This is a genomic window from Bradyrhizobium sp. B124 (assembly GCF_038967635.1).
Lineage (GTDB): Bacteria > Pseudomonadota > Alphaproteobacteria > Rhizobiales > Xanthobacteraceae > Bradyrhizobium.
This window is the reverse complement of sequence record NZ_CP152413.1, coordinates 3627398-3644781: the sequence shown is the minus strand read 5'-3', so window position 1 is coordinate 3644781 and position 17384 is coordinate 3627398. Positions and strand designations below refer to the sequence as shown.

Here is a 17384-nt window from a genome sequence, read left to right as displayed (position 1 = left end):
CGAACTTCCTCGCCGAACCGGACGAGACCAAACGGCCGGCGACGGTCATTCTGATCGGTGGCAGCGAATGCGCCTGATCGGTTTCTTGGTTGCACCGTACCGGCTCAGGCTGGCGCGTACGCGATCCTGCTCAGCCGCAAGCTGGCGACGATCGGCATCGGCATGCTGTCCTGACTGTCCCAAAAATTACGCTGCCGGTCTCACAAATACATGCCCGGCAGCGTTTTCTTCCTGAACTGAGACACTGAAATCCCCAGCACAGCTTAGATTGCAGGGCCTATGCCAAAGGAGAGAGCAAACGGGCAGGACCTGACGGCACGTCGTTAAGACGAACCCGGATTTGCTGCACTGCCGATTGTTGCCGAGCGCGCTCCACTCGAGACGGAATGGGGAGCTGCCATCGCGAGCAATATCACCGCGCAGCTCAACGAAGCAGCGGTCACCGCGAAACGAGCTTTGCGCATCCACTCTGAATTCATCGTGGCCGTTGCAAATGGAATGAGGGAATAGAATGCGCGCTGCCAGTGGCGGTGTACTTCGCTTGCACTGTCTAATGCTATCAAACATCGTCAGGAAGGCAAGGAGAGTACGCCGCAGCCTTCTCCCCTTGTCATTCACGCTCCAAAAGCGGTGTACCTCGCGTGGCCTGCCGCACGCATCTCTTCCGCCTCCAATGCGACAACGTTGTCCCGATCAAAAACGATCTCGGGCCTGCAGTAATTCGGCTTGGTGCCGATCATCTTACGGAGCTTCGCCTCCAAGACAGTCGCCACACGGCGGTCGGTGAGTCGCATTGGTCCGGTTAAGCCGCTGCTCCGGCGGAACTGCATCACGGCATCATGCAAATAGGCTGAAATCGTCAGCGGGCTGTCTGCAGGGTTTTTCAACCCACTCCCACCACCGGTCAAACGAATCCTTGGCCATCAGAGATCCTCGCGGATGCCTTGAAAAACGGATGCCGCCCTTTACCCTCGGCGGACTTCGCCCGGAATTCGATTTCCGCGAGCAAAGACGGCTCGACCCAGATTCCCCGGTGAGCGATCCGCCGCTTGGCATAGGGTTGCGTCTTTCGGACCAGCGGTTTCAGAGTTGCCTGGAGATCCTTCGCCGAGACGCCATCGAAACCTTGGTCGACCTTGGGCGTAGACAAGATCCGTGCCCTTGAAGCCGGCCCAGGTAAAGCCCGCCGAACTTGTTTTCCTTCGTGGCGAAGCCGGCGATGGACAGCGTCTCCCGCTGCGCACAGGTCTTCTTGACCCAATCTCTGTCGCGGCCTGAACTGCGACTGTCCCTGACCTTGGAGACAACGCCCTCAAGACCGACGCCGCAGGCATGCTGGAACATCTCGGGACCCTCGACTTCGAAGCTTTAGCTGAACTGAATTGCGGTCTTGGCGATCATCTTCTTCAGAAGGTTTTGCGCTCGACCAGCGGCAGTTTGCGGAGGTCGTGGCCGTTGAGGTATAGCAGGTCGAACGCGACCATCGCGATCTTGTCTGACTTCCCCCTTGAGCTCGTTTTGCAGCACCGACAGGTCGGTGGTCCCGTCCGCAGCAGGCACGACGACCTCGCCGTCGAGGAGGCGCTGATCAGGAACACGTCGTGCGATCTTCCTGAAGCGCCTGGTCCAGTCGTTGCCGCGACGCGTGAATACCTTGACGTCTTCATTAGCGATGTGAAGCTGAACCCGATAGCCGTCGAACTTGATTTCATGGATCCAGCGCTCGCCCTGCGGCCCTCGTTCGATCGAGGTGGCAAGTGCGGGTTCGACGAATCCCCGGAAACCGCGCCTTGACGCCGATCGCCGCTGGTTTTCTCCGCTGGAACGCCATACTCGAACTCTGTCACCGGCAAACAGTTCAGGCCAGTGCGGCCTTCCTGACCTTTTCATCCAGTCCGCCGCTTTCATGATCCTTGATAAGCTGTGTGAAGGACGTCTCATGCAACGTCGTCAGCACATCGCTCAGCTTGGCCGTTTCGGATTCCCCGGCTCCAAAGAGGACCCGTAGATCCGGCGCAGCTTGCTGACGAGGGTGTTGCCGTGCTTCCGGCTGATTTCCCCGTTCTTGTCGCGGCGGCGGTCATCGATGCTCATGCGAAGGTCCTTAATTAGGTGTGGTGAAAACTAGGGGCAATGATCAAGTTTGGTTCCCATCCGCGGTCGGTCGAAGGTCAACCCGGCAGAAAAAGTCCAACCGCCTTCGAGCAGGGCCCATTTCACAGCCGCGCAAACCACGGCAGGCTCAATAATTTGGGCCGCACGATTCGAAACAGGCGTTCGACGAACAAGAGGCTGCAGCCGTAGGCGGCGATCATCATGACGGTGCCGGTGATCCAATGGCCTTCGCCGGCCACTGCCATCGCGATGAGCCTGAAGGCTCGACCAGGCTTGTTGGAATGGCGAGGATCAGCAGGGATATGAAGCACGAGCTGGTTCAGCTCGCCGGCAAGGTCGATTGGGACTGGATCGACGGCGAGATCGCGCCGCCCTATAGCGAGAACGGTCGACCGGGGATTGCGACCCGCTTCATGATGGGGCTGCTGCTGCTCAAGCACATTTATGGCCTGTCCGATGAGCGGGTGTGCGAGCGCTGGGTCCACGACGCGTATTTCCAGTTCTTCACTGGCGAAGAGTTCTAGCACGCTGAACCTCCTCCGCACCGATGACGGCGGCCAAATGACCTGGATTGATCGTAATCCCGGCAAGTTGTCGATCGTCGGTTTGTCGGTCGCAGCCCGGCTACGGCATTTGTCCGCCATCCATGTCGACAGATTGAGTCCGCTGCTCACGCCGGCCAGCCGTCCTCAGGCCTGAATACCAGGAGGCGTACGGCGTGTTCTTGATCATATGCCTGTTCAGATCGGGCGCCCCGTCCGTCCACCACACGGGACCGCGCTCGCCGAGCTTCCGTTTGGCGATGTCGACCGCGTGATGTGCTGCAGCTTCGGCGGTAACGTCCTTCGAGAGCTTGGCCGACCTGACGGCGCTGCGCGCAGCCATCAGTTCGCGCACCAGCGCAGACCGTACCGCCGCCGACAAACCCGGATTGGCCAGCCGCCAAAGTTTGCCGCGGACGACGAAATACCGGCCGTCGGGCGTCACGGGATGCTTGAGGCCGGCCATCAGATGAACGGCTTGCCGCCGGTCACGGCGATCGTCGTTCCGGACGTGTAGCTCGACAGGGGGTCTGCCAGCATGACATAGGCCGTCGCGAGTTCGGCAGGCTGGCCGGGCCGTTTCATCGGCACCTGCTTGCCGAAGTTCTTCACGGCGTCATCGGGCATCGTCGATGGGATCAAGGGGGTCCAGATCGGACCCGGAGCCACGGCATTGGCGCGAATGCCCTTTTCTGCGAGCATCTGCGCAAGGCCGCCGGTGAAATTCTGGATCGCGCCCTTGGTGGTCGCGTAAGCCAGGAGCATCGGGTTCGGCATGTCCGAGTTGACGGACGCGGTGTTGATGATGGCGCTCCCGGGCTTCATGTGCGGCACGGCCGCCTTTGTCAGGTAGAACATCGAATGGATGTTGGTCCGGAAGGTCTTCTCCCATTCCTCGTCCGATATGTCGCCGATGTCCCTGAACGTGGCCTGGTGGGCAGCATTGTTGACGAGGATGTCGAGGCCGCCGAGACCGTCCACTGCCTTCTTGATGACTTCTCGGCAATGCTTGGCGTCCTGCAGGTCGCCGGGCATCAGCACGGCCTTCCGGCCTTCTTTCTCGATGAGTTTCTTGACCTCGGTGGCTTCTTCGGTCTCGTTGAGAAACGCGATCAGGACGTCTGCGCCTTCGCGTGCAAACGCGATCGCGACTGCGCGGCCTATGCCGCTGTCCCCACCGGTGATGACGGCCTTCATCCCCTTCAGCTTGCCCGAACCCTTGTAACTTGTCTCGCCGTGATCCGGACGCGGCTGCATGGCGTCGGTTGAGCCCGGCGTCGGCTGCTTCTGGGCAGGGAATGGTGGCTTGGGATAGTCGGGCGTCATTCGCGCTTCTCTCCGATGATCGATACGGAATGATTGGGGAGGCCCACGGTTCCTCCCTCCGGAAAGATGCGATCTCTCATCGATAAGTTTCCATACGGGAACCTTCGTTCCATCTGGGAATTTTGTGGGCAGCCACTTCGGCTGCTGGGAGGATTGAATGGAACAAAGTTTTAGACAGAACGCGCAGGTGGGTTTGGTTGAACCGTCAGTGCCCGGGGTGTCCTGGGCCGCCGTCTTGGCGGGTGCGGTGGCATCTCTCGCTCTGACGCTGGTGCTTTTGTCATTCGGCGCCGGTATGGGATTTTCGGTTGTTTCGCCCTGGGGCAGTTCCCGTGTTTCCGCGTCGACGTTCAAGATCGGTACGGGGCTGTACTTCATCGTAATGGCGATGATCTCGTCAGCCATCGGTGGCTATCTTGCCGGCCGTCTCCGGACCAAGTGGGTCGGCGTCCAGACAACGGAAGTGCACTTTCGCGATACCGCGCACGGCTTTCTGGCTTGGGCAGCCGCTTCCGTCCTCGGCGCTGTTCTGCTTGCCTCTCCGGCAAGTTCGCTGGTGGGCGGAACGCTCGTCGGCGCCACGCAGGGCGCGGCCAACGCTGCTCAATCCTCGCCGATGAACGGCTATGTCGACACGCTGCTCCGCTCGGACAATCCGTCGGCTCAAGGTCAACAGAGCCCGTCCGACACGCGTGGCGAGATGGTCCGCCTGTTTGCGACCAGCTTCCACAACGACAGCGATCTTAATCCCGCCGACCGCGCCTACGTGGCCAAGGTCGTCTCTGCCCGCACAGGGTTGAGCCAGGCCGACGCCGAGAAGCGCGTCAACGACGTCATCACCCAGGTGAAGGCCGATCTGGACGCAGCACGCAAGGCGGCGATGCAGACCGCGATCTGGCTGACGCTGTCCCTTTTTATCGGCGCGTTCTCGGCGTCGCTCGCGGCCACCGAGGGTGGCGGACTTCGCGACGGCACCTGGGGCAAGAAGGCGTACACCCCCGCGATCAACCGCTAACCCTCGAAAACGAAAGGAGAGACACCATGCCGATTTTGCTTTGGCTCGTGGGAATTCCGATTCCGCTGATCATTCTCATCATGCTGCTGAACCACTGAGCGGGACGGATTGCTCAAGCTTAAATATCAACCACTGAAACGAATGGAGGACACATGACCAAGTATCTCGCCGCCGCCTTGCTGACCACGGCATTGTTCACGTGCACGGCATCGGCCCAAACCCCCTCTACCAAGACCGCCGCAACCGACAGCATCGCCGCCGCCTCATCGCACAAGGAAGGGGAATGGCGGGCTTCCAAGCTTGTCGGCGTCAACGTCTACAACGACGCCAATGAAAAGATCGGCGACATCAATGATGTCATCCTGGACAAGTCCGGCAAGGTCGAGAACGTGGTCCTGGGCGTCGGCGGCTTCCTCGGCATGGGCGAACACTACGTGGCCGTCGCCTACGACAAGCTGAGGTGGTCGAACGAACCGCCCCGGTCGACGACCGCAAGCACCACGACGTCCACGACGAACCGTCCGGCGACGAACGCCGATGGCACGGCCCGCACTGCCGCGAGCGGTACGGCCACGACCACGGGCGCGGCGACGACGACGGCGGAGGATCGTAAGGCCAACGGATATTGGTATCCCGACCACGCCATCTACAACGCGACCAAGGACCAATTGAAGGCCATGCCGCAGTTCAAATACTGAACCGGCTTCTGCCGCCTCGGTAAATGCATATCGAGGCGGCAGCTCAATTGAGACAACCATGGACTCCGAAATCGAACAACCCGGTAACTTGGCATGGCCCGGCGGTCGGATCGAGCAAGCCGCGGCTGCTCGGGGTCCTGGGCCTCGGACTGATTACGGGCGCGTCCGGTGATGATCCAGGATCTTGCCGGCCTCGGCGGCGATGTCAAATTCCTGCGGACCGCTCAGGACGTGCGCTACTACCAGTCGCTCAGCAGTGACGTCGCCGGCCTGGTCCGCGCCCAAGGCGGCTACATCACCGGTTGGGGCGGACAGCAGGTGCCGCTGATGAACAGTTTCTTCGGCGGGCCTATCATGGTCCGCGGATTTGCGACCAACGCTTCGGTCCGCGCGACCTAACGCCCGGCACCACGATGGACAATGTCGGCGGTAGCGACGACGGCGCAGCTGCAAAGCGGAATCCCTAGCGTGCCCAACGAATACGGACTCACGGCGTCGGCCTTCGTCGATCCTGGCAGCGTCTTTGGCTATAGCGGCGCGAACACGCTCGGCGGAACCGCGTTGCAGGTCGCCAACAAGAATGCCATCCGCTCGTCCGTCGGCGTCGGACTGACCTGGCCTCGCCATTCGGCTGGCTTACAGCGAACTATGCCGTGCCGGTCACAAAGGGCGCCTATGACGTGGTTCAGCGCTTTGGCTTCACTGCTGGAGGATTCTGACGGGAATTGAATGCGGCCTCGCGCCTTGGTCAAATGCGTAAACTGATTGGCGGCCGTCAATGGTGAGCCGACATTTCCGCAGGGATCAGCAGCTCCGGCAGATCGAGTTTATCATTTTATCGACCTTCGCATCTTCACGATTGATAGCGGGATTGGTGCCAAGCAGTGGTCCTCTCATGGGGGCCTCCGCCATGTGATGAAAGCGCTAGCCCTCGACAATGCCGAAGCCGTGATCCTCTGCCGGCTGCCCTGCGATTCATTGGCCGGGCCCACCTTGTCGAGGATGCCAGCCACGTCGACGACTGCGATGATCACGTTACAATCGCGAGCAGAACGTTGCCACGAACGTGGATCTTATGTTGTGCCTAATTGGTTGCTCGATGTCGTGGCTCGATGTAAATCCGCAATCCGGCAGAGCCAACAAAAATTGAGTGCTAGTCTGCGTATTCTGTGGGTACTCGTTGGCTTCAAACAAATTGACTGATCGTGAACGCTGCCACGAGCTGGCGCCTCGCGTGCGCGGGCTCGCGATACGGCAGCGCAGCAGCTTTCGTCACGGCTGTTGGCGTTAAGTGGTTTAAAAGCAAATTTAGTGGTCGTCCCATGGACTGTCGCGATTTTCTGATTACCGCAGGCAGTAACTCGATGATCCGATTTCGAGCGCCACGAAAATTTCGTGTTGACGACGAAGAGAGACGAGCCATTCGCAAACGAGGACCGAACGATGAGGACGAACTATCTTCTGGCAGCACTGCTACTCGTCGCCCCACTAGCTACGCCGGCCACCATTCAAGCGCGAACGCACGAAGGCCAGGCGCAAGCGCGCGAAGGCGACATTCCCCCTCAGGCATTCGAAACCGTGGGGCGCGAGGTCGCGGCTCCGCCTTGGAGCGCTGCTTGTATGACCGACCACGGCCCAAGCCAATGCGACGAGCCTATGTGGGTCTACGGGAGCCCCGATTATGTCGCGCGGTTCAAAGATGCATTCTGACATGGACGGACAGCTGTGAGCTTGTTGAGAGTCGGGCTAATTTGCGACATCCGCCTGTTGCCTGAAAGGCTCTTGCGCGCAAGCTATTGTTTTGTTTGATCGTTATGGTCGGACCAGTCCTTTAACGCTTGCCGCACGGCTTCCTGGGTATTGGCCAGGACGCGGTAGCTCTGCTCCAAGGCCGCCAGATAGCGCCGCGTGAAGTCGTCCTCGATCGTCGCTTTGGCCTGCCGGCAGTGCTCGGCGCGGTCTCTGCATTCCTTCGGCGTCATCGCTTTCTTTCGGGCTTGGCTTTTCCCGCTAACGACGGCTCCGCAGAGGCGTTCCTCCACTCCTTCCACAAAAAGGACTATCAAGATGACCAACGCAGTGGCTTCTGCGAGCGCTACCGATTTGCACGGGATCTCGCGTGCGGCCTTCGACCTGATCGTCTCGGCGGAGGTAACCAGCGAGGCCTGGTATTCAAAGCGTCTGCGCTGGCCGACGTGGCCCGGGGAACAGTCCGGCGTCACGATCGGCTGCGGCTATGACGTCGGCCAGACGACGTGGCAGCAGTTCCTGGCCGAATGGTCCGGCAAGATCCCGGACGTGATGCTCAAGGCGCTGGTGAGGTGCTGTGGCGTCACGGGGCCGGCCGCGGCCGGGCGGGCGCGCAAGCTGCGCGGGGTCGTCGATATCCCGTGGGCCGTCGCGCTCGAGATGTTCTCAAGCCATGACGTGCCGCGCTAACTGGCGATCTGTCGGCGGCTGCGGCCTGGTTTCGACGAGCTCTCGCCGGATGGCAAAGGCGAGGCGTCATTCTTTCGATCGCCTTTAACCGTGACGCCGCCGGCTTCAATAAGCTCGGCCTGCGCATAGTTGACGACCTGCGGGCCGACATGACCGCGATGGGCGCGCAGGTCGCGACGGCGACCAAGGACATCGCCGACATGAAGCCGACGTCCAAGCCGTCCAGAATGTCCAAGTGCAGGCGACCGGCGTGCGCAATGCCAGCCGTTGGCTCTATTGGGTCGCTGTCGGTCTGAGCGGCGGCGTCGGCTGGGTCGTGACCAACTTCGTCGACATTCACGTCAAGCACTGATGTTTCGTCCTCGTCGCGCAGCTTGTTCTCGTGTCGGCCGGCGCGCACCGCAGCGACACCGAAGCGCGCGTTAGAACGCAGTAAAAATAAAACCCATGAGCAGCAGGGCGAGCAAAACAGACGCACCGGCTGCCAGCTTTAGCGCGGCACTTGGCTTCGCTGATCGGTTCATGTTGAGGACTGAAACGCGGGACCGCGCAGCCATCCAGTCATGCTAGCGCCAGCTTCAGCTTGCTGAGCCAGCTTCAACAGGGCCTCTTTCTCGATACCTGGGGCGAGTGCGGCGGCCTGTTCGCGTAACTCTTTAGCTCGCTCTACAAGCCGCGCTTCAAGTGAATTCGTGGGGACGACCCGGCGTCGAATTTGGCCCATTATGACCCTTTCCCTCGTCTAGTTCCTTACGGGAACGGGGCTGTAATCCGGGAGAGAACGCAAAGTTCCTATGTCCTTCATGGTGCGCTCGACGTCATCGGCTAGTGTGCGGTGCTGTGCCGCCAGCTTGGCGAACAATTCCTTCTTGATCGTATTCGTCGCCAGCTTGCTGATCAGCTCACACTCTTCCGCCTCGACACGAAGCTTCTCCAAGTGCGTTTGCATTTCTTTCATCGAGAGATTCCCTGCAATTCTCGCGGGTAGAATACGGGACCCATTTAGAAGTTGATTCTAGCTCGTCAAGCGCGAAAACGGTGAATCTGCGTTTGAGGCAAAGCACGCTAACGTCTTGATACCGGGCAATTTCATCAAGATCAGTTTTCATTTTCCGGGAGGGGCCGCTGGCGTTAGGCGGCCCCTTTTTCATGGGGCGAAGAGCGCGCTGCCAGGCTCCAGGATCTTCACGTAGGTGCCGCTCTCGTGACGGGTCAACCAACCATGGTCGAGACAATATTTGAGGCCTGCGCCATACTCGGCCGGCGACGCGCCGTCCTTGTCGATGAAGGGATAGTTGATCTTCTCGATGTAGATCCTGCCGTCCTGGATCGGCACGAATGCCTTGGCGTGCTCCATGATCCTGCGGGCAGCTTTCTCGGGGTCGGCCCATGGCCGCTCTTCCTTCAGTTTCATCGGCGAATTCCATCTCTCTTCTGAGCGGCATAGATGTGCTGGCGGTGCACGTGGCTCTCGGCCGGCCGGTGGCTATCAAACATCGCGCCGCAGGGACAGCGCATTAGCGACGACGGCTGTTGAGAAGGCAGTTTCTCGCCGCGTTCCCACATCGCCTGCTTGCGCTCGGTCCAGTCGCGCTGGTCTCGGCAGGCCTGGAAGTCTGCCTCGGTCAGGGTCGGCAGCAGCTGCTGCCATTTGGCCTCGAACGCCGCGCGAGCCTGCTCAAAGGTCCCGGTCGGTCCGCCGGTCGTCCTGTCGCAACCAGGATGGAAGCCGCACTTCCATTCCCATTGATCGGCGTGGTTCGGCACACCGGCTCGCAGCCCGATCGCGCCGATGCATACGTCGCCGTGGAAGATGTTCCATTTCTCCCGAGCCAACTCCTTGTCGCGCCGGCGCGTCAGCTCCGTCACCTCTCATCTCCAATTGGCGAGCGTTGCCAAAGCTGCAGCAGCTCGGCGGCCGGGCGCTTTCCTGCCTTGCGGCACTTCTGGCACCGCAGCCGGCCAGCGAGGTCGTGAACGAATGTCGTGGCGACATGGTGGGGAAGCGCGGCGAGGTCAACTGCGCGAGGCGTCTTGCACCGCGAGCACTTAATCTTGAGCCACGGATGACCAGCGTTGACGGCCTGGTCGATCGAGGGCGATGGATCGATCGGACCGCCATCGGCCCACATCCTCTCGTTCCAGCTCCGGCACAGGAGGTCGTCGGCCATCGCGGATCAGGGCTTCGCCGGCCGCGCGCTTCTCGGCCGAGCGGATGGCGAGGATGGTCGTCACCGCGCGGGCGCGCGCCAGTTCTTTCGTCAGCGCCTTGCGGTCGCCGCCGGAGAGAGGTGTGGGGTGGTGCTACGAAGCCATGACGCACCTAGTCATCTGCCTGAATCGGATGGTCGGGGAGCCGCTAGGAATTGAGTGTCGCAAAGGATCGAAGGCAAGACGTTGGTCAAGCGTATGTGTACTGGAGCAATGATTAGGCCGGTTGGTTGTAAAGTCCCATGGACCGGTGGTCCTCGCCTTCGGCCTTCAATGGGAGCCGTTCGCTCTTACAGCGGCGAGCGTGCTGCATGGCGAGCGGCGGCATTTCCGGCAAGGTCTTCAATCGCGCGCAAAAACGCTGATGCAGGCGAACCGGAACTTAGGAAAATGAAATGAAGAACCCGGGAAAAAGTGGCAATAAAGGATTAGTGATTCACATATGTGATTTGGGAACCTGACCTGACATCGATGATGTGGCGACTGGGCGCTCGGCCTTTGATTGAACGAAATTGTTTAGACCCAGAAGTCCGTCTTTTAGTGGCAACGGGCGGACAACGACAGCATAGGAAGCACACGGCCTCAGCGTTTTCCCCACGCTGAGGCCGTAATGTCTTGCCGCTGAGGCGTCATGATTCAAGCCGCTGCGCCCGTTCAGAGCGGATTTAACTGAACAATCGCGCAGATGTCGCGTCTAAAGCAATATGGACGAGAATCTAAGGAATGTGGCGGCGATCGAACGGAAGCTTCTGCGCTGCCGCGAACTCGCGAAAGAGTATATTGAGGGCCCCACGGCTGAGCACATCCGCGACCTAGAAGCGGAGCTACTGCAAACCCTGCGGGCGCTGAGGAACTCTGCGAAAAATTAAACCGCGCAATTCGCGGGACCGCAGCTAACAGTTTTAATCTGCCCCGATGCAGTGAAAGTTAGAATCGCGCAGACTAAGCCGTTGGTGGTTATATACGAAATCATGATTTCGTTGCATTTTGGCTTCAGGTTGTCCAGTGCGAAGGCCGGATAACGCTTAAGGCTGTCGATCCAGTAAGCGCGGATCGCTTCCCTACCGGTCAGCGTCTTGTGGCCTCCACAATCGCAGTAGATCACAGCATCATCGGCATACATGCCAAGGATTTCTTCAAGCTCGCCAGCGCGGTAGGCATCCAGCCAATCAACCGCAGCGGCCATCGGGTCAAAGGACATATTCCTCACCTACGTGCCGAATAAAAGACGAGGTTAGAACGCGTCCAGGAGGGGAGCCTACTGAATAAGGACCTCTCAGTCTGACTTTTTGTTTCGGTTCCCTAACAGCCACGCCGACCGCCGACCACTGACCGTCGGCTACATTTCCCGCCGGGTGGCCTGATGCAGCGCTTTCGTTCATGGCATAGGGAATTCATTTCTCGCTGGATGTTAGGACCAAAATTCAATCCGAACGGATGAATTCTGACGCTTAACGACGCGTGGGTAGCCGATATCCGACCGGACATAGTCGTGATTGGGTCAAGGTGACGTGTGCACAGCGGGAGACGCTGACCATCGCGGGCTTCTCGCTCGACGGCACGAAGTGGGACGGCATCTACATCGTCGAAAGGGCGACGAGCTGATTTACGCGGGAAAGGTGGATCACGGGTTCGACAAGGCGTCGGCCGCTGATCTTCGCGAGAAACTCACGCCGTTGATCCGCAAAACCCAGCCTTACACTCGTCGCATCGCCTACACGGGCATCTGGATTGAGCCCGAGCTGCTTGCTGAGGTCGAGTACCGAGCGAAGTCCGCGGAGGGCAAGCTCCGGCCCCCTTTCTTCAGGGGCTTGCGAGATGATTTCAAAGGCTAGAGCTTCGCCATCAGACGAGCCGCAGTGAACTTGCGGAGTCTGCCTTCACATGTTGCTTCGGTGCGCCCGAGCCTCTGCGCGATCTCACGCAAGGTTTTACCCTGCTTTCTGATTTCGAGGAGCTTCCGTTCCTCCTCCGCACTCCGTCGCATAATCTTCCAGCCGCCTTCAACGTGGCGCATAGGCGGCACACCTATTTCACTTCGCCTGTTGTGGGCGTGTTTTCTGGATTTTGTGCCCCACCAGACTTTGGGATCACGGTGTCCTTCATGTTGGTAGGAGGCATGTTCGGCAGGACCTCGACCTTGTTCTCCGGCTTGAGCGCTGCGCAGTCCATGCCGTAGATGAGCTCACCTTTGGCAGACTGTCCGATAGGCTTGCAGGCTTGCAGGGCAGAGGGATCGACCCCCTTGTCATCGGCCAGCACTGGTGACACGAGCAGCGCAAGCAAGAGCGCGAACGAAATGCGTAACATGGGCTCCTCCGGCAATTACTAATTGTACCGGTGGCATAACCGATGCCGACGCGACTAGTTCCATGATACGCAAGGGTGCCGTGAAGAAGAGAAGCGCCCGGAGTTGAAGAACCCACTTACCAAGACGCTGACCAAGCGCAGTAAAATGGCAGCCAATTCAGGACTGGCAAAAAATCGGGGAAGAGGTTCACGGACGTTCGTCGCGAGAGATAACAGCGCCGATGTCGGGGGTAAGAACGCCTTCGTCGACATCCTTTGATTTCTGGCACTCGCAGGGCATCCCCGCACCGCACTGGCAGCAAGTAGGCTTTTCGGTCCAAGCGAGGTGCGGATAGTTCTCGCACACCCAGCCCAGACCATGGCAGATGGGACAATTGGGATCGATCATGCGGCTTGAGGCGTGCGCTTCCGGTAAGCTTCGATGGCGCGGTTAGCGAGCATGATCTTTCGTCGCTCACCCGCTAAAACCATTCTCCGTATCGTGTTCACGAGAAACTGGCTCGTTTCATAACCGTCGACTATCTCGCCAGACCCTTCGAGAAACTCCCAGGCGATCTGGACTGCATTCTCGATCAGGATCGGCAAACTCTCACTCATGATATCTGAAACCGGCGTGGGGGAAGACCGTTCCTAACCAGAAAAGCCGCCGCTGGGCTCCGGACGCCATGGCCCTGCCGACGTAGTGCCGCAGACCTGGTGGATGCGATCTTCGGGTCGTATTCCGAGAAGGGGTGATCACCGCCCAACGATGGAAGTGCTTCAGGTCGCGGCGCGTCTGACCGAAGGGCATGGGGTAGGGGCGGACCCCGCGCGCGACCATCCGGTCGAACCGGTGATTGATGCGGTCCCACGTCTCCCGCTTGTCGAACCCGATGACATGTAGGCCATCCAGTGCCGGCCCGGGACGCCGTGCGCCTCGAGGAGGTCGAACCCGCGAAAAAAGGTCTCCTCCTCCGGCGCCGAAAGTCGGTGCACCCATATTCGAGGCTCGCCAGCGCCGCCGCCACCTCGGGCGTCATCGCCCTAGATCCTCAGCGCGCCGCCACTTCTCAAAAAGTCCAAGGCTTGGTCCGATTATTGCGCCGAACGTCCCCCGCTTGGAGCGATAGCAAGGTTGGCAAAGCAAACGCGGTCCGTGCGAGCAGCTTGACGTGAACGCATGTTGCCGTTCCAAGCAATTGATGCGCGGTGCGGAGGTAGGCAACGGCTCCTTCTAGGACGTGGCATCTTCCGAGGCTCGACGATACCAACGATCTGATTGCGCGAAGCCTCGCTAGAGACCCGTGACGCCATAGTAGTCGTTAACAGCGCGTGTCCGCGAAGTATCCTCCCAATTCCAGCTCGTCTCATCGGCGTACTTTGGTGCGCCTTCCAGCTGCTGCTGGGTGATGTTGGTCCGGTATCCGCCGAGTGCTGTGTCGTACTTCAGCGATTGCCAGGGCAGGGGGTAGTGATCATCGCCGATGCCGAGGAAGCCGCCGAAGCTCAGCACCGCATAGGAAACCTTGCCACTCAGCTTGTCGATCATCACCCGCTCGATCGAGCCGATCTTTTGATTGTCGGCGCCGTAAACGGCCGTGCCTTCCACCTTATCGCTACCGATCAGGGTGCCTGTCTCACGTTGTTCTGTGGCCATGAGGCCCTCCTCTGCTTTGAAAACGGACAAACGGTGCCGAAGGCGAGATGTTCCTGGATTGCGCGCACGATGGAAAATTACTCAGCCGGCCACGCCCCTAAGACCCTGCACGATCATCCAGGCAAGGAAGGACGCGGTCGCGGCAATCATCAGATCGGCACGACCCGATTGCAGGATGGCACGTCGCAGGCACTCAAGGAGATCATTCATCGAGGTCGCCCGCGTCGAGGTGCGAATACCGCGGAACCCGGCTAAGCAGGGCAAAGCTTATGCTCATCGACTGGGTCAATGCAGAGTTTATCAAAGAGCCTGGCGTAAGACGGGCCAAAAGTGAACACAAGCCAGGGAATCCATTCGGAGCGTTTCGGGGTATGCCATGCCGTTGTCAGTCGCGTGGGTCCCTCACCCTCCGGTGCCCGAGGGCCCGCCTTCACCCGCCGGGGGCGTTTTGTGCGAAGGTGGGCTTTGCGCAGCTTCGTCAACTGAGCCGGCCGAGAGCTGGTTCTCCGCATATTCAAGTTCCGCCAGGATGTCTCTCAACAACAGCCGTCCCCATCGGGTCAGTGGTCTCCGCCAGCAAGGCACAGTATTGCTCGACTGTGGCGTGCAGCTTGTAGCGATCTTCGTCAGTCATGGCCGTCTCCTCCAAGAGAGGACGCGGTTGCCGCAGCGTTGTTGCAACGAGCCGTTCAATATCTCGAAGAAGCGTCAGCCGGCGAGCGCCGACCCGGCGCCGCTGACCGTAGTCTGATCCGCGTCGAACAACTGGGGCTCAATGTCCTCGACCTCCCGCCGAAATTATTGACTGCCTCCGGCTTTTTTTGTTCAAACCCCCAAGGCTGGCCGGAAAACGGATCCAGACTCGGTCGCAATCGCTGGGCCGTTGGTTGATGGCGGAAGTCATCCTCTCGAACCCCGGGGTCGAGATCGTCCCCCGCCCGAAATCCACCCATCAAAATCAGCTCTCGCGGAAGAAGCAGTGATAGGCGGGCGTCGCTAAGGCTTGTTCACAAACATGAAAAGCCACCGCACGTTTGTGCAACAAACTGACTGCGCGAAGTTGTAGCTTCCGACAAAGGAGGCTGCCATGAAACTCAAGTAAGCTGTGATCGGGCTCTCCCTGTTCGGAGGCATAACCCTTGTTGCCAACTCGGCTTGGGCGATGCCGAACGGGTTGCCGGAAGCGGGCCGCCTTGCCGGCGACAACGCGAACCTGGATCAGTTGCGCTGGGTCTGTAATCCATGGGGCCGCTGCCACTGGCGTCCGAACTTTACGGCGCCTATGGATATTACGGCCCCCGGTTCTATGGACCGCACCCTTGGGGATGGCGTACTGGCATCGCTGGTGATTGAGACGGCCTGCGGTTTCGTACGGCGGCGGTTGGTGGGCTCCGTGCCGGGTGTCTCGCTTGAACCCGCCCCGCGTCACCGGAGGCGCGTTGCGTCGCTTGTGCCGCCCGTTCCTTGGCACGCGTGACCCGGTTGCGGCGACTTATGCGCTCGACATCCGCGCCAGTCTCACCCTGTCGGAATCTACATGAAGCGGTGCGGCTGCCAAGTGTCACGATCGTCCAGCTGAAGCAAGGCTGGTTTCGGGCGACCGTCCCCATTCTCTTGTTGATCGCCGGGTTTTGGCGTGGGCCCGGCCATGGCGCGCGTGAGTTCGGCGCCAAACAAAAGAATTTGCGCGGAATAATAGGCCCACAGCAGAATCAAGAGTAGGGCGCCAGCCGCGCCGTAGCCGGAGCTGGCAGCAGTCGTCCCGAGGTACCAGCCGATCAACGATTTTCCGATCGTGAACAGGATAGCAGTGACGAAGCCCCCGACGATGACGTCGCGCCAGGCGATGGGCGCGTCCGGCAGCACCTTGAAGATGGCGGCAAACAGCGCGGTAAACAGCGCTATCGAGACGACGGTATTCAAAAGCGACAGCAACGGGAGCGCGAAAGCCGCGTGCGTGCCGAAATAATTGCCGAGCGCGCCGAGGGCCGTACTTGCGGCCAAGGAAACCATCAGAAGGAAGCCCAGCGCAGCGACGAGCCCCAGGCTCGCAGCGCGCGTGCGGATCAAGGAAGACCAAGGTTGATCGGGTGATTTGACCTCCCAGGCGCGGTTCAATCCGCTCTGCATTTCGCTGAAGACGCCGGACGCCGTGATGATCACAGTCACCGCACCCAGAATCGACGCCGCCGCGCCGGATGATTTGTCGCTTGACCGCGCGAGCATGGTTTGGATCAGTTCGCCGCCTTGCTGCCCGAACAGTCCACTCAGTTCCTTCACGAGGCTGCCACGCACTGCGTCCGCCCCGAATACGAGGCCGGCAATCGCCACCACGATCAGGAGGACGGGCGCGAGTGAAGTCACAACATAGAAGGCGATAGCGGCGCCCCTGCTTAATGCTTCATGGGCGAGAAAACCGCTCATGGCCTGCTTGAGAATTCTCCAAGTCGCCGCCATGGCCACGTCCTGATTGAACGTACTTCAAGGCTTGCAGGCCCCGCGTTGTTCCAATCAGGCCGGGCTCCGTCCGGGCCGCGGCTCCCGCGGCGCTGAGCGCAACACGTCGGGGGCGCTGGATTACTATCGCGCTGACGTGTTTGACCTACCTCGCTCGCCGTTTAAGGAGGTGCTGTGCGGATAGGTCCGTCGGTCGAGCCTGATGGCGGCCTCGAATTCTTCCCGGGTCGTCGCCTGGCTGGCTTCAGGTCTCGGGCGCCCCGGCCGCGGCACGACACGACCACGTTTGCTAATCGCCTCTGCTGCGCTCCGTCCCTCCTGGTTACGACTTTCCAGGCGTCCTCGTACGGGGTGGGGAAGGCGGCCAGCGATAGGCTGCGCGGCCACTCCGGGGTGACCCGCCATACCAGCCCCTCTCATCGGTCTCCCTTTAGGCTCGCAGCTGGTGCCGTGAGTGGGCCGATTGGGGTCGGGCTGGGACGCTGCTCATCGAAACTCTGTATGAGCGGCGCAAAGCTTTGTCCGATGGGACGGCGCGGTGCTTTCAGCGCCGAGCCGGCGAAGTCCGGCGCCACGAGTGTAGAGGCACGTGACCCCCAGGGTCACCGAGGAACGATTCAGAGGGCGCGTTCGTT

General features: G+C 60.3%; 18 protein-coding genes and 6 pseudogenes. 7 read left to right on the top strand and 17 right to left on the bottom strand.

Translation table 11 applies throughout. The annotated features are described in order from the left end of the window. Positions 1 to 614: 614 nt before the first annotated feature. The 4 genes and pseudogenes from AAFG13_RS17555 to AAFG13_RS17540 all read right to left on the bottom strand — a co-directional run bounded on the left by AAFG13_RS17555 (position 615) and on the right by AAFG13_RS17540 (position 2360). On the bottom strand, positions 615 to 887 hold the full coding sequence (locus tag AAFG13_RS17555) for a hypothetical protein (RefSeq protein ID WP_342712789.1): 273 nt from the start codon (positions 885 to 887) through the stop codon (positions 615 to 617). 36 nt (positions 888 to 923) lie between these two features. After that, a pseudogene (gene ligD / locus AAFG13_RS17550) lies at positions 924 to 1831 on the bottom strand (non-homologous end-joining DNA ligase). Between the two features lie 131 nt (positions 1832 to 1962). Then, positions 1963 to 2094 (bottom strand): hypothetical protein, encoded by a 132-nt coding sequence (locus AAFG13_RS17545; RefSeq protein ID WP_338062332.1) that lies wholly within the window; start codon positions 2092 to 2094, stop codon positions 1963 to 1965. A 122-nt stretch (positions 2095 to 2216) separates the two neighbouring features. Then, entirely contained in the window at positions 2217 to 2360 is a 144-nt protein-coding gene (locus tag AAFG13_RS17540; protein ID WP_171947784.1) for a hypothetical protein, read from the bottom strand. A 36-nt stretch (positions 2361 to 2396) separates the two neighbouring features. On the opposite strand from AAFG13_RS17540, the pseudogene AAFG13_RS17535 reads away from it, so the two are divergent. After that, positions 2397 to 2636: pseudogene (locus tag AAFG13_RS17535) on the top strand (transposase); the annotation flags it as partial. Between the two features lie 103 nt (positions 2637 to 2739). Here the strand turns inward: AAFG13_RS17535 and AAFG13_RS17530 are convergent. Then, a complete protein-coding gene (locus AAFG13_RS17530; protein WP_342712788.1) occupies positions 2740 to 3123 on the bottom strand; it encodes a hypothetical protein in 384 nt (127 codons plus the stop codon). Next, the gene (locus AAFG13_RS17525) at positions 3123 to 3983 is read right to left on the bottom strand and encodes an SDR family oxidoreductase (protein WP_342713352.1); all 861 of its coding nucleotides are present in this window, start codon (positions 3981 to 3983) and stop codon (positions 3123 to 3125) included. Before AAFG13_RS17525 ends, AAFG13_RS17530 begins: the two co-directional genes overlap by 1 nt. A gap of 382 nt (positions 3984 to 4365) precedes the next feature. On the opposite strand from AAFG13_RS17525, the gene AAFG13_RS17520 reads away from it, so the two are divergent. The 3 genes and pseudogenes from AAFG13_RS17520 to AAFG13_RS17510 all read left to right on the top strand — a co-directional run bounded on the left by AAFG13_RS17520 (position 4366) and on the right by AAFG13_RS17510 (position 6425). After that, positions 4366 to 4998 (top strand): hypothetical protein, encoded by a 633-nt coding sequence (locus tag AAFG13_RS17520; RefSeq protein WP_342712787.1) that lies wholly within the window; start codon positions 4366 to 4368, stop codon positions 4996 to 4998. A gap of 152 nt (positions 4999 to 5150) precedes the next feature. Beyond that, positions 5151 to 5696, top strand: a complete 546-nt coding sequence (locus AAFG13_RS17515; protein WP_092117866.1) for a PRC-barrel domain-containing protein — start codon at positions 5151 to 5153, stop codon at positions 5694 to 5696. A gap of 171 nt (positions 5697 to 5867) precedes the next feature. Further along, positions 5868 to 6425 (top strand): annotated as a pseudogene (locus AAFG13_RS17510) (BamA/TamA family outer membrane protein). Positions 6426 to 7489: 1064 nt separating this feature from the next. Here AAFG13_RS17510 and AAFG13_RS17505 read toward each other — a convergent pair. Next, positions 7490 to 7678 carry a hypothetical protein gene (locus AAFG13_RS17505; protein ID WP_342712786.1) on the bottom strand — a complete coding sequence of 63 codons (189 nt, stop codon included), beginning with the start codon at positions 7676 to 7678 and terminating at the stop codon, positions 7490 to 7492. An 85-nt stretch (positions 7679 to 7763) separates the two neighbouring features. Here AAFG13_RS17505 and AAFG13_RS17500 point away from each other — a divergent pair, with 85 nt between their 5' ends. Beyond that, a complete protein-coding gene (locus AAFG13_RS17500; RefSeq protein WP_342712785.1) occupies positions 7764 to 8135 on the top strand; it encodes a hypothetical protein in 372 nt (123 codons plus the stop codon). 742 nt (positions 8136 to 8877) lie between these two features. Here AAFG13_RS17500 and AAFG13_RS17495 read toward each other — a convergent pair. From AAFG13_RS17495 to AAFG13_RS17475, 5 genes and pseudogenes are all read right to left on the bottom strand, one after another. Further along, the gene (locus AAFG13_RS17495; RefSeq protein ID WP_342712784.1) at positions 8878 to 9093 is read right to left on the bottom strand and encodes a hypothetical protein; all 216 of its coding nucleotides are present in this window, start codon (positions 9091 to 9093) and stop codon (positions 8878 to 8880) included. A gap of 189 nt (positions 9094 to 9282) precedes the next feature. Beyond that, entirely contained in the window at positions 9283 to 9549 is a 267-nt protein-coding gene (locus AAFG13_RS17490; protein WP_342712783.1) for a hypothetical protein, read from the bottom strand. Next, a complete protein-coding gene (locus AAFG13_RS17485) occupies positions 9546 to 10004 on the bottom strand; it encodes a hypothetical protein (protein WP_342712782.1) in 459 nt (152 codons plus the stop codon). The genes AAFG13_RS17490 and AAFG13_RS17485 overlap by 4 nt, the downstream gene beginning before the upstream one ends. Beyond that, positions 10001 to 10400: pseudogene (locus tag AAFG13_RS17480) on the bottom strand (hypothetical protein). The gene AAFG13_RS17485 and the pseudogene AAFG13_RS17480 overlap by 4 nt, the downstream one beginning before the upstream one ends. A gap of 811 nt (positions 10401 to 11211) precedes the next feature. Then, positions 11212 to 11547 carry a nuclear transport factor 2 family protein gene (locus AAFG13_RS17475; protein ID WP_342712781.1) on the bottom strand — a complete coding sequence of 112 codons (336 nt, stop codon included), beginning with the start codon at positions 11545 to 11547 and terminating at the stop codon, positions 11212 to 11214. Between the two features lie 266 nt (positions 11548 to 11813). Between AAFG13_RS17475 and AAFG13_RS17470 the strand changes: the two are divergent. Next, positions 11814 to 12181, top strand: a pseudogene (locus tag AAFG13_RS17470) (DNA ligase); the annotation flags it as partial. 193 nt (positions 12182 to 12374) lie between these two features. Here AAFG13_RS17470 and AAFG13_RS17465 read toward each other — a convergent pair. From AAFG13_RS17465 to AAFG13_RS17450, 4 genes are all read right to left on the bottom strand, one after another. After that, positions 12375 to 12656: a hypothetical protein gene (locus AAFG13_RS17465; RefSeq protein WP_342712780.1), complete on the bottom strand. Its 282-nt coding sequence runs from the start codon at positions 12654 to 12656 to the stop codon at positions 12375 to 12377. 384 nt (positions 12657 to 13040) lie between these two features. After that, positions 13041 to 13253 carry a hypothetical protein gene (locus AAFG13_RS17460; RefSeq protein ID WP_342712779.1) on the bottom strand — a complete coding sequence of 71 codons (213 nt, stop codon included), beginning with the start codon at positions 13251 to 13253 and terminating at the stop codon, positions 13041 to 13043. A gap of 676 nt (positions 13254 to 13929) precedes the next feature. Next, positions 13930 to 14292, bottom strand: coding sequence for a PRC-barrel domain-containing protein (locus AAFG13_RS17455; protein WP_092126131.1), 363 nt, complete (start codon positions 14290 to 14292; stop codon positions 13930 to 13932). 81 nt (positions 14293 to 14373) lie between these two features. Further along, positions 14374 to 14502, bottom strand: a complete 129-nt coding sequence (locus AAFG13_RS17450) for a hypothetical protein (RefSeq protein WP_342712778.1) — start codon at positions 14500 to 14502, stop codon at positions 14374 to 14376. A gap of 895 nt (positions 14503 to 15397) precedes the next feature. Here AAFG13_RS17450 and AAFG13_RS17445 point away from each other — a divergent pair. Further along, positions 15398 to 15641 (top strand): annotated as a pseudogene (locus tag AAFG13_RS17445) (hypothetical protein). A 184-nt stretch (positions 15642 to 15825) separates the two neighbouring features. On the opposite strand, the gene AAFG13_RS17440 reads toward AAFG13_RS17445, so the two are convergent. After that, complete coding sequence (locus AAFG13_RS17440; RefSeq protein WP_342712777.1) at positions 15826 to 16749, bottom strand: YihY/virulence factor BrkB family protein; 924 nt, start codon at positions 16747 to 16749, stop codon at positions 15826 to 15828. Positions 16750 to 17384: the final 635 nt, after the last annotated feature.